This is a genomic window from Xanthobacter tagetidis, assembly GCF_003667445.1.
Lineage (GTDB): Bacteria > Pseudomonadota > Alphaproteobacteria > Rhizobiales > Xanthobacteraceae > Xanthobacter > Xanthobacter tagetidis.
On the sequence record NZ_RCTF01000001.1, the window covers coordinates 580703 to 594650 of the forward strand.

The following is a 13948-nucleotide window of genomic DNA, read 5'->3' on the forward strand; positions in this document are numbered from 1 at the left end:
GCGAAAAACACCGCCCGGCGCAGCCCCTTACGGCGCGCCGGCTGGCTTTCCACGGCGGCGGGGAAGATCCCGACCGTCATCCGTCCTCCCTGTGCAGAAGAATGAGGACCCCCATAAAAATCCCCGCGACCGCCGGAAACCACGCTGCGGCAACGGGATGAACGATGCCGGCCTCTCCGAGATCCTCGGCGAGCTTGGACCCAACATAAAGCAGAAAGCCCGCCGCGACGCCACCGAGAATCGTCTGCCCCACCCCCCCGAACCGGAACACCCGCAGGCCGACCGATGCGGCAATCAGCACCATGGCGATGAGGAGAAATGGCCGGGCCAAAAGGCTCTGGAGCTGGAGGCGATAGCGCGTCGCGCCGAAGCCCGATTGTTCCGCACTGCGAATGGCTCCCGGAAGTTGCCAAAAGGACACGGTCTCGGGCGCCACCAGCGAGTCCTGGATCTGGGTCGGATCGAGGTTGGTGGCCACGAGGTAGGTCGGGAAGGTCTCAAGATCGAATCCGGGGACCAGGACCCGCGCGTCGGTGAGCGCCCATGCTCCGTCGCCGAGCTTGGCGGTGCGGGCCTCGACGCGCTCGATCAGCTTGTCGTTGGCGTCGAATTCGTAGATCACCACTCCGGTCAGAACCCGCCCGCCCTGCTGGGAGGCGGCGGCCTGGATGATGGACTGGCCGTCGACGCTCTGCTGGCGCACCCAGAATTCCTTCTTGTCCTGGGTCAGCGAGAATGAGGTGGAGCCGAAGAACTCCCCCTCCATCTGGTTCGCGCGCTCCTTGAAGTCGGCGGAGATGGGGTTGAACACCGCGGTGGCGAAGATGCCGATGGCGAACGCCACCAGCACCGGCGGCAGGATGAACTGCCACACCGAAAGCCCCACCGCCCGCGCCACCACCAGTTCGAGCCGGCGCGACAGGAGCACGAAGGTGGCAATGGCGCCGAACAGCACCGCGAACGGCAGCAGCTGCTCGGTGAAGGCGGGCGCGCGGTAGATGGTGACGAGCGCCACGAGGCTGGTGGTCACCTGCTCGCGGTCCGCCGTGCGGCGGGCCATCTCCAGGAAGTCCACCAGCATGATGAGCGCGACGCACGACAGGAAGATCATCGCCACCGAGGACGCGAAGCGGCGCGCGAAATAGAGCCCGAGGGTGCGGCCGATCATGGGTTGGCGGTGGCCGGGCGGCGCGCGAAGCGCGCCTTGAGGCCGTCGAGCCCGTCCAGCAGCCATTGCGGCGCCGAGAGCGAGATCCAGCCCTGGAGCACCATGGCGCACAGCAGCACCGTGACCACCGGCAGGGCATATATCAGCGGCACGGCGACGAAGTGCGCCTTGAGCTGGCCGGCAATGGCGAAGTTGCCCGCCTGCACCGCCGCCATGGCGGGGATGATGGCGGTGAGCGCGAGGCCGCGGCTCTGCCGCGTGGTGCGCGGCCGCGCCAGCGCCGCCGCGGCGATGGCGAAGAAGGCGAACGGATAGAGCCCGGCCGAGAGGCGCTTGTGCACCTCCTCGCGGAAGCGGCCCGGGGTATGGATCAGGAACGGGTCGTCCTTCGGCGGTTCAAGCACATAGGCGAACGAGCGTTCCATGGGGCGGATGAGATCGCCCTTCGCGCTCGGTGCCAGCGACGACAGATCGAAGGCGTAGCGCTGGAACTCCACCACGGAGGTGCTGGCCGCCTTGTCGCTGCCGCGGCGATGGATGGACCCGCTCTCCAGCACCAGGAAGATACCCGCCTCGTTCTCGACGATCTGCCCACGATCGGCGAGATATGTGGAGATCTCGTTTACGTCCCGCCCGTCATTGATGAACACGCCGTGCATGACGCCGCTCGGCGTGCGCTCGCGCACATGGAAGACGAGGCCCTGGGTCAGGTTCACGAACCGCCCCGGCTGGGCGATGAACGACACCACGTCGGCGCGCACCCGCGAGACCTGCTCGCGGAAGCCGGAGAGGCTGGCCGGCACCACGTCGATGGCGAGAATTTCGCAGAACAGCGAGACGATGAGCGCAAGAAGCGCCAGCGGACGCAGCAGGCGCCAGTGGCTCATGCCGGCCGAGGCCATCACCACGATCTCGCTGTCGCCGTTCAGCTTCAGGAGCGTGTAGGCGGTGGCGATGAACAGCGCCGCCGGCGCGATCACCAGCACCAGGGTCGGCATGGTGAGGCTGGTGATGGCGAGGAAGGCGATGATGGTCTGGCCCTGGCTCGTCACCAGATCAAGCTGGCGCAGGGCCTGCGTCACCCAGATCATGCCCGCGAGCACCACGACGACGCCGATGAATGCCACGGTCGCGGTGGACAGGATGTAGCGGTCGAGACGGCCCATCAACCTTCGCCTTGCAGCGCGGAGCCGCCCCCCGCTCGCAATTGATCGGGCCACTGGATAGCCGGAAGCGCTTTGAGGCGCAAATTCAACATTTGAATACCTCTAAAGCCAAGAGCCATTCAGCCGTCGCATCCGGCTCCCGCCGCCCCCGCCGTCGCCCTCCGACTTGATCGGAGGGCCCATGGCCGGCCCGTAACCGGCACCACGGCGAAGATGGATGCTCCGATCAAGTCGGAGCATGACGGCAGTTCCGATCAAGCCGGCTGGCGCCGTGCCCGATCAGGCCGGCACCGGCTTCGGCGCGGCGGCGCCGACGGTGGCGAGGGCGAAGGCATAGACCAGGGCGACCTCGTCCAGCCGGTCGAACCGCCCGGCGGCGCCGCCGTGGCCCGCCTCCATGTTGGTGCGCAGCAGGATGGGGGCGCGGCCGGTGGTCTCGTGCCGCAGGTGCGCCACCCACTTGGCCGGCTCCCAATAGGTCACGCGCGGGTCGGTCAGGCCGGCGAGGGCGAAGATGGCGGGATAGGCCGCTCGGCGCACATTGTTCACCGGAGAGTAAGCGAGGATGCGTCGGAACGCGGCTTCGTCCGCGATCGGATTGCCCCATTCGGGCCATTCCGGCGGGGTGAGCGGCAGGCTCGCGTCCAGCATGGTGGTGAGCACGTCGACGAACGGCACCTCGGCGACGATCCCCGCGAACAGGTCCGGCCGCATGTTGGCCACCGCCCCCATCAGCATGCCGCCCGCCGACCCGCCATGGGCGACGATGCCGTCCCGGCGGGCGAAGCCTGCAGCGACAAGATGCTCGGCGCAGGCGATGAAGTCGGTGAAGGTGTTGGTCTTCCGGTCGAGCTTGCCATCGGTGTACCAGCGCCAGCCCTTCTCCGTGCCGCCGCGGATATGGGCGATGGCGTAGACGAAGCCGCGGTCCACCAGCGACAGGCGCGTGGTGGAGAAGCCCGCCGGCATGCTCATGCCGTAGGCGCCGTAGCCGTAGAGCAGCAGCGGCGCCGTGCCGTCGAGCGGCGTTCCCGCGCGGTAAAGCATTGAGACCGGCACGCTCTCCCCGTCCGGCGCCAGCGCGAATACGCGCCGCGTGACGTAGGCCTCCGGATCGTGGCCGCTCGGCACCTCCTGGCGCTTGAGCAGCGTGCGGTCCCTTCTGTCCATGTCATAGCGCCACACCTCGGCCGGCGTGGTCATGGAGGCGTAGGTGAAGTGGATCTCGGCGGTGTCGAACTCGAAGCCGCCGTCGAGGCCCAGCGCATAGGCCTCCTCGGCGAAGCCGACCGCGTGCTCGGCGCCGTCCGCGAGCGCGCGCACGACGATGCGCGGCAGCCCGGCCTCGCGCTCCAGCCGCGCCATGTGGCGGGCGAACAGGGTGACGCTCAGGATCATCCGCCCCGGCACGTGGGGCACGAGATCGCGCCAGTGGGCGCGCGCGGGCGCGGCGGCCGGCGCGGTGACGATCTTGAAGTCCTCGGCGCCATCGGCATTGGTGAGAATGACGAGACTGTCCGCGCCGGCGAGGTCCGGATGGTGCTCCACCTCATAGCGCACGCCGGTTTCGCGCGCGGCGACGAGGCGTGGCGCGGCGGTGCCGTCGGCGAGGTCGATCAGCCGCACCTCGGAGGTCTCGTGGTCGCCGCAGGCAATGAGCCCGAACGCGCCCGACTGGGTTTCCCCGAGCGAGACGAAGAAGCCTTTGTCCGGCTCGTCATAGATCAGCGCGTCGTCGGCCGGATCGGTGCCGATCCGATGGCGGAACACCTTGGAGGGGCGGTGCTCCGCGTCGCGGCGGATGTAATAGAGCGCAGCGCCGTCCGCACTCCAGACCATGTCTCCGGTGGTGCCCTCGATGCGGTCTGGAAGGTCCGCGCCACCGGCCGCGTCGCGGATGCGGATCGAGAACAGCTCGGCGCCGGTCTCGTCGGCGGCGAAGGCGATGCGCCCGTGGCCCGGCGCGTGGCGCCAGTGGGCGAGCCGGAAATAGGCCTTGCCCGCCGCCTCGGCGTCACCGTCCACCAGAATGGTCTCGGCGCCCGCGCCGCGGGCCGGCCGGCGGCACAGCAAGGGATGCTGGCCGCCTTCGCGGTGGCGGCTGAAATAGGCAAACGGGCCGTCCGGCCGCGGCACCGAGCTGTCGTCCTCCTTGATGCGCGCGCGCATCTCGCGCACCAGCGCGTCCTTCAGCCCCTCCAGCGGCGCGAAATAGGCCGCCTGCCACGCATTCTCCGCCTCCAGATAGGCGCGGATATCGCCGTCGAGCGCCGACGGGTCGCGCATCACCTCGCGCCAGTTGTCCGCGCGCAGCCAGGCATAGGGATCGTCGAGGGTGATGCCGTGGTGGGTGACGGGGGCGCTTCTGCGCGGCGCGCGGGGCGGCTCAGGCGCCGTCACCCGCGCCCCCCTGATCGAGCGCGAGGTCGAGCGCCGTTCCGTTCATGCAGAAGCGTAGGCCGGTGGGCGCGGGACCGTCCGGGAAGACGTGGCCGAGATGGCCCTCGCAGCGCGCGCAGCGCGCCTCGATGCGGCGCATGCCGTGGGACACGTCCTCGTGAGTGACGACGGCATCGGGCGAGACCGGGGCGAAGAAGCTCGGCCAGCCGGTGCCGGAATCATATTTTGCATCGGAGCGGAACAGGGGGGCACCGCAGGCGGCGCAGGAATAGAGCCCCTTGCGCTTCTCGTCCCAGTAGGGGCCGGTGAAGGCGCGCTCGGTGCCCTGCTGGCGCAGCACGTGGAACTGGGCCGGGGTGAGGCAGGAGCGCCATTCGCTCTCGCTGCGCACCACCTTCTCGGACGGCTCGGCCTCGGGCGCCGAGGGCGCACGCTGGACGTCGACCATGGGGAGACCTCGCTTGCGTTTTCCTTCAAGTAGATATCGCCCCGGCCTCCCGCAAGATGCCCGCGGAGCCGCGACCGCGCGCGGGCGGCAGACCACGAGGACTTCAGCGAAGAGAGTGCTGAGGGCGCCAGATCGCGTGTCGGCGATGACCTGGAAAGATCAGCGTGCAATTGCAGCGAAATCTACTTGCAATCCCAAAATCTCGACCATAAAACGCCCGCGTACCTGGTTAATCGAATGTCGCGCGGCGTCGGGCCGCGGACTTTGTGCAGCGACCTTTTCGCGGCGGACCTAGTGCGACGGACCTTAATACGACGGACCTTGTGCGGCGCGGCGCGGGGCGGAACTGCGTTCGAGCGCCATCTTTCCAGATCGGTCAACTTGCTCGAAGAAAGTGCCATGAACGACATCACGGAAACGACCAGCAACATCGATCTCGTGGCGGACATCGTGTCGGCCTATGTGAGCAACAATACGGTGGCGGCGGCGGATCTGCCGGCCCTCATCAACGAGGTGTACGGTGCGCTCCAGCGCGTCGCCAAAGGCGAGGACGAGCCGGCCGCCGAACCCCTGAAGCCGGCCGTTCCGGTCAAGAAGTCCGTGATGCCCGACTTCATCGTGTGCCTGGAGGACGGCAAGAAGTTCAAGTCGCTGAAGCGCCATCTGCGCACCCAGTACGACATGACCCCGGAGCAGTACCGCGAGAAGTGGGGTCTGCCGGTCGACTATCCCATGGTCGCGCCCAGCTATGCCGCCTCGCGCTCCGAACTCGCCAAGCAGATGGGTCTCGGCCAGCAGCGTCGGCGCCGCTGATCGCGCCTGCCGCCCCGCAGGGCGGCAGCGGCCAGAGCACGCATTGTCCGATCAAATCGATTCCATTCGATCGGATCGCGCTCTAACGGATTCGTCCATCGCCCCCGTCTCGCGCGCCACGCGCGAGACGCAGCAGCGCCGCGTGGCGCGCCGGATCGTAGTCGCCCGGCGCACCATGGCGGCTGCGGACCGCCTTGCGGGCCAGCCGCAAGGCGCGCGCAATCTCGGCCCGCGCAGTCTCGGTCCGCGCGACGTCGGCCCGAACGATCCCGCCCCGAGCGATCTCGCCCCTCCCGATCTCCGCGGCGTGCGGCGACCCGAGCCGGAGCGCCTCCATGCGCCGCTTCACCATGTCGTCGGACTCTTCCGCGCGGAAGGCCCGCACGCGCCAGCCGCGCGTAACAGCCGGGCACCGGCGCGGCGCGGCTGCGGTTTCGGTCGGCATGGCACAACTCCCTCGGCAGCGTCTGTTTGGCATCAAGGGTTAAGCCTGTGCTGACCGGAGGGGATAAGTTCCTATTTCTTCCCGCTTGAAAGGTGAAAGCCTAGCGTTCAAGTAATTGAAAATAAATATTTCTACCTAAAAAGTCGCGCATTCTTGGGTCGCCGCTTATCCCCTGGTCCGTGGCCCACGGCATGATGGTGTAGGAATTCAAACCGCATTATATACTTGACAAAGCACCCCCGGATTGCGATGTTGGCTCAACGATTTGAGCGGGCTCGGTTCTTCCAGCCCACCGCCCCTAGGACAAAAGTCATGAGCGCCGATCTCTCCAACCCGATCTTCCAGGACGTGGACAAGGCCCGCGCCTACCTGGAAGCGCAGCGTTGGCCGAACGGCCCGACTTGCCCGCACTGCGGCAATGCCGATCCCGACGCGATCCGCGCGCTCAAGGGGAAGGCGCATCGTCCTGGCGTCTATCAGTGCAACGCTTGCCGCGAACAGTTCACCGTGACCGTTGGCACCGTGTTCGAGCGCTCCAAGATCCCGCTCAACAAGTGGCTGCTCGCGACGCACCTTATGTGCGCCAGCAAGAAGGGCATCTCGGCCCACCAGCTGCACCGCATGCTCGGCATCACGTACAAGACGGCCTGGTTCATGGCTCATCGCATCCGCGAGGCCATGCGCGAAGATGTTGCGTCCGCCGGCCCGCTCGGTGGAGAGGGCAAGGTCGTGGAAGCCGACGAGACCTACTTCGGAAAGACCGATATCCAGCCCAAGACGCGCACCAGCGGCAAGCCGTTCTCAAAGGGCGGGCGCCGTGGCCCCACTGGCAAGCGCGCCGTGGTGGGGCTCGTGGAGCGCGGCGGCAAGGTGCGCACTTTCCACGTTGAGAAGGCCACCAAGGAGAGCGTCCGCGAAATCCTCGTTCAGAACGCCTCGCGCAAGAGCACGCTCCACACCGACGAGAGCAAGCTGTACGTCGAGACCGGCAAGGAGTTCGACGCCCATCACTCTGTGCGCCACTCGGCCGGGGAGTATGCTCGCGGCGATGTCCACAGCAACACGATTGAAAGCGTGTTCTCGGTTTTCAAGCGCGGCATGCGCGGCGTATACCAGCACTGCGGCGAGGCCCATCTGCACCGCTACCTGACCGAATTCGACTTCCGCTACAACCGCCGTACCGCGCTCGGCATGAGCGATCGCGCGCGCACCGACGACGCCCTCAAGGGCATCGAAGGCAAGCGCCTGACTTATCGGCGGATTGGTGAAGCCCCGCTCGGCTAAGCAAATTGCGCGAGCAATTCAGCGATTGCGCAAGCGCGGTCTAGACAACCCAGAATGAATCGGCCCACCATCAACGTGCGGGCCTATCAAAGCCTAGCGCCGTTCGCCCGGCGCTGGATGATGAAGGACACCCCGCAAGCCCACGCTTCCCGGAAATCATCCGCGCTGGATGAGGCCCCGGAAGGGCGACGTGGGACCACTTGAAGCGGGTGCGCACCGCTAATGGTGGGCCGATGCACCCATGAACGGCGGCTTATCCGTTCGATGGGGGCCGACACCGCTAACCCAATGGTTCGCGGCGCGCCGCGACCGGAGGAAGACCCATGCGGTCATCATTCCGCGTCGTGGTCACTTTGAAGATCGACGTTGCCGCCAGCCTTAGGGCTGCCGCGGTCCTCATCGCGCTTCTTACATGACGGGCGGGGGCTCGGTTTGTCCGGCCCCCGCTTCTCGCTATGAGGTTTGGGGGTTGTGCCGAGCAAGCGCCGCACCGTAACCGCAAACTTATCGACCTCATCACTCACTTCAGTACAGCCCTTTGCAGCCCTCGCTCTAGCGAAGCCAAGGGCACCAAATCCGCGACTTGCTCGATCAAAGCTCTGTCTGACGCGTCGATAGGCTTATCGAAAACGGCAAACCGGTCGATCACACCAGACCCGTCATACTTGCTGTCTGAGAAGGCAACGTACTTGGCTGCGATCGACACGTGATGGGGTGCGATGGCGTCCAGCAAAATGGTTCTGCCCATGTCGCGCACCGCAAAGTCGAACGTATGGGTTTTTCCGCTGCGGCCTGCGACTGAGAATTCGCGGGCCACGCTCTTCTCCGGAAAAAGCCGGAGCAAGACGCCTTGAATTTTCAAGGCTAGCGCCTTTTCAGTGGCGGCTGAAATTTTCTCTACAGCCAAAGCGGCCCCGCTCGCAGATGCGTTCGCCACTGAGATAATCGCGGCCTGCAACCATTCGATAGAGTCCGCTGTGGTGGAAACCATATCGTCGCGGACTTCCGAAAAGAACCGCTCAGAGGCGCGGGTAAGGCTGCGGCGAATAAGCCCATCATCACGGCCGTGGATCCACGCCGAGCGAAAAGCCCCCCCGCCATCGTGGACGATGAAGCCATCACCATGCTTCACGACATAAACAAACACGGTCTCAAACGAGGGGTAGACGCAATGAGTGGGCACGCGCGCGCCATTCGCGGTCTCCTCGCATGAGGAGAACCTCGCTAGAGCCGTGGCGATGTCACTGCACGCTGCCATTATCTATCTCGAACAAATGAGCGGCCTGAGGCACGTCAAAATCGCGCTGAAAATGATCCAACGTGATACCGACCGCGTCGCAGAACCAAGGCAGTGCCTGAGAAAGGCGCCTCATTTGGGGCGACGTCGGCCGACGATATGGCATTGAGCCCCACCCTACACGCTGAATATAGGCGCGGTTGTCGTCCCAAGAATGACAATGTGAACCACAAACCTCAAAAGGTAGCCCACACTTCCTTCCGGCGTCTTGTGGGTTGGTTTTGCACTCGTTGGGAGGGCAAATGTCGAACCTCCAAATACTATTCCCTTTAAAAATCAGGGATATACTTGGGTATTGGCGCATCTGCCCGACCCGGAAGCGCAAGTGCGAACGCTGAATGCCTAACGAGTCATAGATAGCCCATTGGGCATCATATTCACCTGAAAAGGTTGATGGCCTCCAAACGGGCGGCGGCCCATCAAGCCGCTTCAATTCGGCCAGATAGGCATCAACCTCTTCAATTTCAGCGGACTGCACCCCAGTCATACAACCAGATTACCGCGCCGCGCGGCTCCTTGCATAGCCTCCCGGAGGCGCCGCTGTTAGCGCCGGCCTGTCGGGAATCAATGTCGCTCATCGCGCCTGCTTTGTCACGTATATAATTGGGAATTCAAACCTACACCAAGAGGTCGCGATGCTCCTGACCGACTCGGCCCGCCCCGAGGGGCGTTCGGAATATGCCCTGGCCGGACACTCGCCCCCCGCCGCGCCGGCTCCCGCCTCCCGTCACGCGCTCGTTCCCTGCCGGCTCGCCGCGGCGATGGTGTGCGCCGCGACAGGCGTCTCCGTGGACGAGATCCTGGCGCGCCGGCGCGCCTCGGCGCCGGCCGCGAGCGCACGCCAGCTCGCCATGTATCTGGCCCATGTGGGCTTCGGCGTCGCCCTGGCGGACGTCGCCCGCGCCTTCCGCCGCGACCGCACCACCGTGGCCTATGCCTGCCGGCGCATCGAAGACCTCAGGGACGGCCCGTTCGACGTGGAGGTCGCGCGGCTCGAGGCCTGCGCGCGCTGGGCGGCGGGAGGCTGAGCGGTGGCCGGCCCTTCCGCGCCCGCTCCCGCCGCGCCCACCCGCCGCGGCCGTCCGCGCGCTGCACCCGCGCCCGCCGCCGAGGCGCGGGCCGAGAGCCCGCTCGACTGGCTCGCGCGCCGCACCGACAAGGCCGGACGGGCCATGGTGGACTCCGCCCAGTTGCTCGCCGGCGAGCGCCTGCGCGCCGACTTCACCCGCGCCGGGCTCACGCCCGCGATCACCACGCGCTGGGACGCCTCCGGCGTGCGCGGCAGCGCGCCGGAGGCCTTCCCGGACATGGTGCTTGCCGCCAAGGCGCGCCTCAACCTCGCGCTCGCCGCCGTGGGGCCGGAACTGTCCGGCGTGCTGCTGGATGTGTGCTGCTTCCTCAAGGGCCTGGAGCAGGTGGAGCGCGAGCGCGCCTGGCCCGCGCGCACCGCCAAGGTGGTGCTCGGGCTCGGCCTCGACCGCCTCGCGCGCCACTACGGCCTTGAGACGCGCGCCACCGGCCGCGCGCGCGCCGCCGTGCGCGCCTGGCGCGCGCCCCGAGCGCAGGGACCGGAGCCGGATGCAGAGCCCACCCCTGACGACGGCGGCACCGGCTCCCTTTGAAATGATTTAACTTCGCCGCCATTCCCCGGTAGAACGGCGGCTTCAAGAACATCGCGCCGGCTGAAGCCGCGCCCTATCGAGGCGACGAGGATATGCCCCAGTATCGTTCCCGCACGTCCACCCACGGCCGCAACATGGCCGGCGCCCGCGGCCTGTGGCGCGCGACCGGAATGAAGGACGGCGATTTCGGCAAGCCGATCATCGCCGTGGTGAATTCCTTCACCCAGTTCGTGCCGGGCCATGTCCACTTGAAGGACCTCGGCCAGCTGGTGGCGCGCGAGATCGAGAAGGCGGGCGGCGTCGCGAAGGAGTTCAACACCATCGCGGTGGATGACGGCATCGCCATGGGCCATGACGGCATGCTCTATTCGCTGCCGTCGCGCGAGATCATCGCCGACAGCGTGGAATACATGGTCAACGCGCACTGCGCCGACGCCATGGTCTGCATCTCCAATTGCGACAAGATCACCCCCGGCATGCTGATGGCCGCCATGCGGCTCAACATCCCGGCCGTGTTCGTCTCGGGCGGGCCCATGGAGGCCGGCAAGGTCATCCTCTCCACCGGCGAGAAGAAGGTGGACCTGATCGACGCCATGATCGCGGCGGCTGACGAGAAGGTCTCCGACGCCGACGTGCAGGTGATGGAGCGCTCGGCCTGCCCCACCTGCGGCTCGTGCTCCGGCATGTTCACCGCCAATTCCATGAACTGCCTCACCGAGGCGCTCGGCCTCGCGCTGCCCGGCAACGGCTCGGTGCTCGCCACCCATGCCGACCGCGAGCGGCTGTTCGTGGAGGCCGGCCACCTCATCGTCGACCTCGCCCGCCGCTATTACGAGCAGGACGACGCCAGCGTGCTGCCGCGCGCCATCGCCTCGTTCAAGGCGTTCGAGAACGCCATGACGCTCGACATCTCCATGGGCGGCTCCACCAACACGGTGCTGCATCTGCTCGCCGCCGCCAATGAGGGCGAGGTGCCCTTCACCATGGCCGACATCGACCGCCTCTCGCGCCGCGTGCCGGTGCTGTGCAAGGTCGCGCCCGCCGTGGCCAACATCCACATGGAGGACGTGCACCGCGCCGGCGGCATCATGGCCATCCTCGGCGAGCTGGATCGCGGCGGCCTGATCCATACCGATCTGCCCACCGTGCACGCGCCGACCATGGCCGAAGCGCTGGACCGCTGGGACGTGACGCGCACCAAGAGCGAGAGCGTCGGCACCTTCTTCCGTGCCGCCCCCGGCGGCGTGCCGACCCAGGTGGCGTTCAGCCAGTCGCGCCGCTGGGACGACCTAGACCTCGACCGCGCCGCCGGCGTCATCCGCAATGTCGAGCACGCTTATTCCAAGGATGGCGGCCTCGCCGTGCTCTACGGCAACATCGCGCTGGACGGCTGCATCGTGAAGACCGCGGGCGTGGACGAGAGCATCCTCGTCTTCAAGGGGCCGGCGCGCATCTTCGAGAGCCAGGACGCGGCGGTGGAGGCGATCCTCTCCACCCAGCGCATCCTGCCGGGCGACATCGTGCTGATCCGCTACGAGGGACCGCGCGGCGGGCCGGGCATGCAGGAGATGCTCTATCCCACGTCCTACCTGAAGTCGAAGGGCCTCGGGAAGAAGTGCGCCTTGGTCACGGACGGGCGCTTCTCCGGCGGCTCCTCGGGCCTGTCCATCGGCCACGTCTCGCCCGAGGCGGCCGAGGGCGGTGCCATCGGTCTCGTGGAAGAGGGCGACATCATCGAGATCGACATCCCGAACCGCTCCATCCGGGTCGCCATCTCGGACGAGGAACTGGCGGAGCGCCGCGCGGCCATGGAGGCCAAGGGCGACGCCGCCTGGAAGCCGGAGAGCCGCAAGCGCATCGTCTCCCAGGCGCTCCAGGCCTATGCGGCGCTCACCACATCCGCCGCCCGCGGCGCGGTGCGCGACGTGAAGGCCCTGCGCCGCTGACGACGGAAGGCGGGGCCGGCCTTCCGGCACCGCCCTTTCTCGCCGCCATCGCCTCTGCCGGCCGCTCCCCTCCACCTCCGTCGCCCTCCGACTTGATCGGAGGGCCCATCCTGTGGCTGGGCGGGAGGCGGGGAGGCGGCATGGATGCTCTGGTCAAGCCGGAGCCTGACGGGGTTTTGGTGGCAGGCTTCACCGGCAGGTCAGGCGGCCGTCGTCGTTGGCGATGTCGCGGCCGGCGCTGCACCAGCCGACCGCGGTGGTAGCATCCATCCAGCGCCCGTTGCGGTCGCGGCAGCTCGCCTTGAGCCAGCCGGCGGTGACGCGGATGTCCTTGCAGCTCATCATGTAGGAGCCGCGTGGCGGGGCCGTTTCGCCGCCGCTGAACGGCCGGCGGCAGGTGAGCGACCCGTTGTCGTTGACGATGTCGGCGCCGCGCTCGCAGGACGAGACCGCCATGGTGGCGGGCCGCCACGAGCCCCATCGGTCCTGGCACTCCGCGCTGAGCCAGCCGCCGCCCACGCGCGCATTGCGGCAGGTGGCGAGATAGGAGCCGTAAGGCGGGCGCCCCTCGGGAAAAGCGGAGGAGGCGGCGCGGCAGTCGATGGTGCCGTTGTCGTTGATGATGTCGGCACCGGCCCGGCAGCCCATCAGCGTGGTGCTGGTCTGGCGCCAGTTGCCCCAGCGGTCCTGGCAGGTGGCCATGAGCCAGCCGCCGTCCACGCGGATGTCGCGGCAGGTGGCCACATAGGAGCCCGGCGGCGGGCGCTCACCATAGCTGCCATAGCTGCCGGCCTGGCAGGCGAGGATGCCGTCAAGATTGGCGATGTCGGTGCCGGGACCGCAGGAGGCGGCGCGCAGCGAGGAGACGCGCCGATCGCCATAAGGCGTGCGGCACGCGGCGGTCAGCACGCCGTTCTCGAACGCGATGCGCTCGCAGCTCTGGCGGTAGGAGCCGGGCGGCGCCGGGGTGCCGACGATCTCGCGCATCACCTGCTCGGTGGAGGGGCCGGCGGGCGACTGTGCCGGCGGCGGCTCCGGGTTCGGCCGGTCGCACCACAGCTGGCCGGAGCGGTTGACGATCTCGCCGCGGCAGCTCGGGAAGTCGTTGAGGCGCGTCACCACCCAGGCACCGGCGGCATCGGGGCAGAAGGCGGCGAGGTCGCGGCCGAACCGCACCTGCGCGTCGCGGCAGCTATAGAGATAGCTGCCCGGCGGCACCTGCGCCGCAGCCGGCAGGGTCGCGCCGCCGAGGAAGAGGAAAATCGCAGCCAAAAGGCCCGCGATCCTTGTCGACGCGTTCGGTACGCTCGCGATCCGCGCCGTCATGATCCGCGCGTCCATGGCGATCTCCCTGCGTGA

13 protein-coding genes are annotated in these 13948 nt (G+C 67.5%); 5 read left to right on the forward strand and 8 right to left on the reverse strand.

Features of this window, described 5'->3' with window-relative positions; genetic code table 11:
- Positions 1-76: 76 nt before the first annotated feature.
- The 4 genes from lptG to msrB form a co-directional block, all read right to left on the reverse strand.
- Complete coding sequence (lptG, locus tag D9R14_RS02705; RefSeq protein ID WP_121621727.1) at positions 77-1168, reverse strand: LPS export ABC transporter permease LptG; 1092 nt, start codon at positions 1166-1168, stop codon at positions 77-79.
- Complete coding sequence (locus D9R14_RS02710; RefSeq protein WP_121621728.1) at positions 1165-2334, reverse strand: LptF/LptG family permease; 1170 nt, start codon at positions 2332-2334, stop codon at positions 1165-1167. Before D9R14_RS02710 ends, lptG begins: the two co-directional genes overlap by 4 nt.
- A 279-nt stretch (positions 2335-2613) precedes the next feature.
- On the reverse strand, positions 2614-4734 hold the full coding sequence (locus tag D9R14_RS02715; protein WP_121621729.1) for a S9 family peptidase: 2121 nt from the start codon (positions 4732-4734) through the stop codon (positions 2614-2616).
- Entirely contained in the window at positions 4721-5182 is a 462-nt protein-coding gene (msrB, locus tag D9R14_RS02720) for a peptide-methionine (R)-S-oxide reductase MsrB (RefSeq protein WP_121621730.1), read from the reverse strand. Before msrB ends, D9R14_RS02715 begins: the two co-directional genes overlap by 14 nt.
- A 399-nt stretch (positions 5183-5581) precedes the next feature.
- Here msrB and D9R14_RS02725 point away from each other — a divergent pair, with 399 nt between their 5' ends.
- Positions 5582-5995 (forward strand): Ros/MucR family transcriptional regulator, encoded by a 414-nt coding sequence (locus tag D9R14_RS02725; RefSeq protein ID WP_121621731.1) that lies wholly within the window; start codon positions 5582-5584, stop codon positions 5993-5995.
- Positions 5996-6077: 82 nt separating this feature from the next.
- On the opposite strand, the gene D9R14_RS02730 is transcribed toward D9R14_RS02725, so the two are convergent.
- Positions 6078-6440, reverse strand: coding sequence for a hypothetical protein (locus D9R14_RS02730; RefSeq protein WP_147452928.1), 363 nt, complete (start codon positions 6438-6440; stop codon positions 6078-6080).
- Between the two features lie 312 nt (positions 6441-6752).
- Between D9R14_RS02730 and D9R14_RS02735 the strand changes: the two genes are divergently transcribed.
- Entirely contained in the window at positions 6753-7724 is a 972-nt protein-coding gene (locus tag D9R14_RS02735) for an IS1595 family transposase (RefSeq protein WP_121621733.1), read from the forward strand.
- Positions 7725-8244: 520 nt separating this feature from the next.
- Here the strand turns inward: D9R14_RS02735 and D9R14_RS02740 are convergent.
- Complete coding sequence (locus D9R14_RS02740; protein WP_147452929.1) at positions 8245-8871, reverse strand: hypothetical protein; 627 nt, start codon at positions 8869-8871, stop codon at positions 8245-8247.
- Positions 8872-8965: 94 nt separating this feature from the next.
- Positions 8966-9508 (reverse strand): hypothetical protein, encoded by a 543-nt coding sequence (locus D9R14_RS22790; RefSeq protein WP_147452930.1) that lies wholly within the window; start codon positions 9506-9508, stop codon positions 8966-8968.
- Between the two features lie 148 nt (positions 9509-9656).
- Between D9R14_RS22790 and D9R14_RS02745 the strand changes: the two genes are divergently transcribed.
- The 3 genes from D9R14_RS02745 (at position 9657) to ilvD (ending at position 12589) form a co-directional block, all read left to right on the forward strand.
- Positions 9657-10049, forward strand: a complete 393-nt coding sequence (locus tag D9R14_RS02745; protein ID WP_121621735.1) for a helix-turn-helix domain-containing protein — start codon at positions 9657-9659, stop codon at positions 10047-10049.
- Between the two features lie 3 nt (positions 10050-10052).
- A complete protein-coding gene (locus D9R14_RS02750; protein ID WP_121621736.1) occupies positions 10053-10643 on the forward strand; it encodes a DUF6456 domain-containing protein in 591 nt (196 codons plus the stop codon).
- Between the two features lie 92 nt (positions 10644-10735).
- Positions 10736-12589 (forward strand): dihydroxy-acid dehydratase, encoded by a 1854-nt coding sequence (gene ilvD / locus D9R14_RS02755; protein ID WP_121621737.1) that lies wholly within the window; start codon positions 10736-10738, stop codon positions 12587-12589.
- Positions 12590-12778: 189 nt separating this feature from the next.
- On the opposite strand, the gene D9R14_RS02760 is transcribed toward ilvD, so the two are convergent.
- The gene (locus D9R14_RS02760; RefSeq protein ID WP_170168455.1) at positions 12779-13861 is read right to left on the reverse strand and encodes a CVNH domain-containing protein; all 1083 of its coding nucleotides are present in this window, start codon (positions 13859-13861) and stop codon (positions 12779-12781) included.
- Positions 13862-13948: the final 87 nt, after the last annotated feature.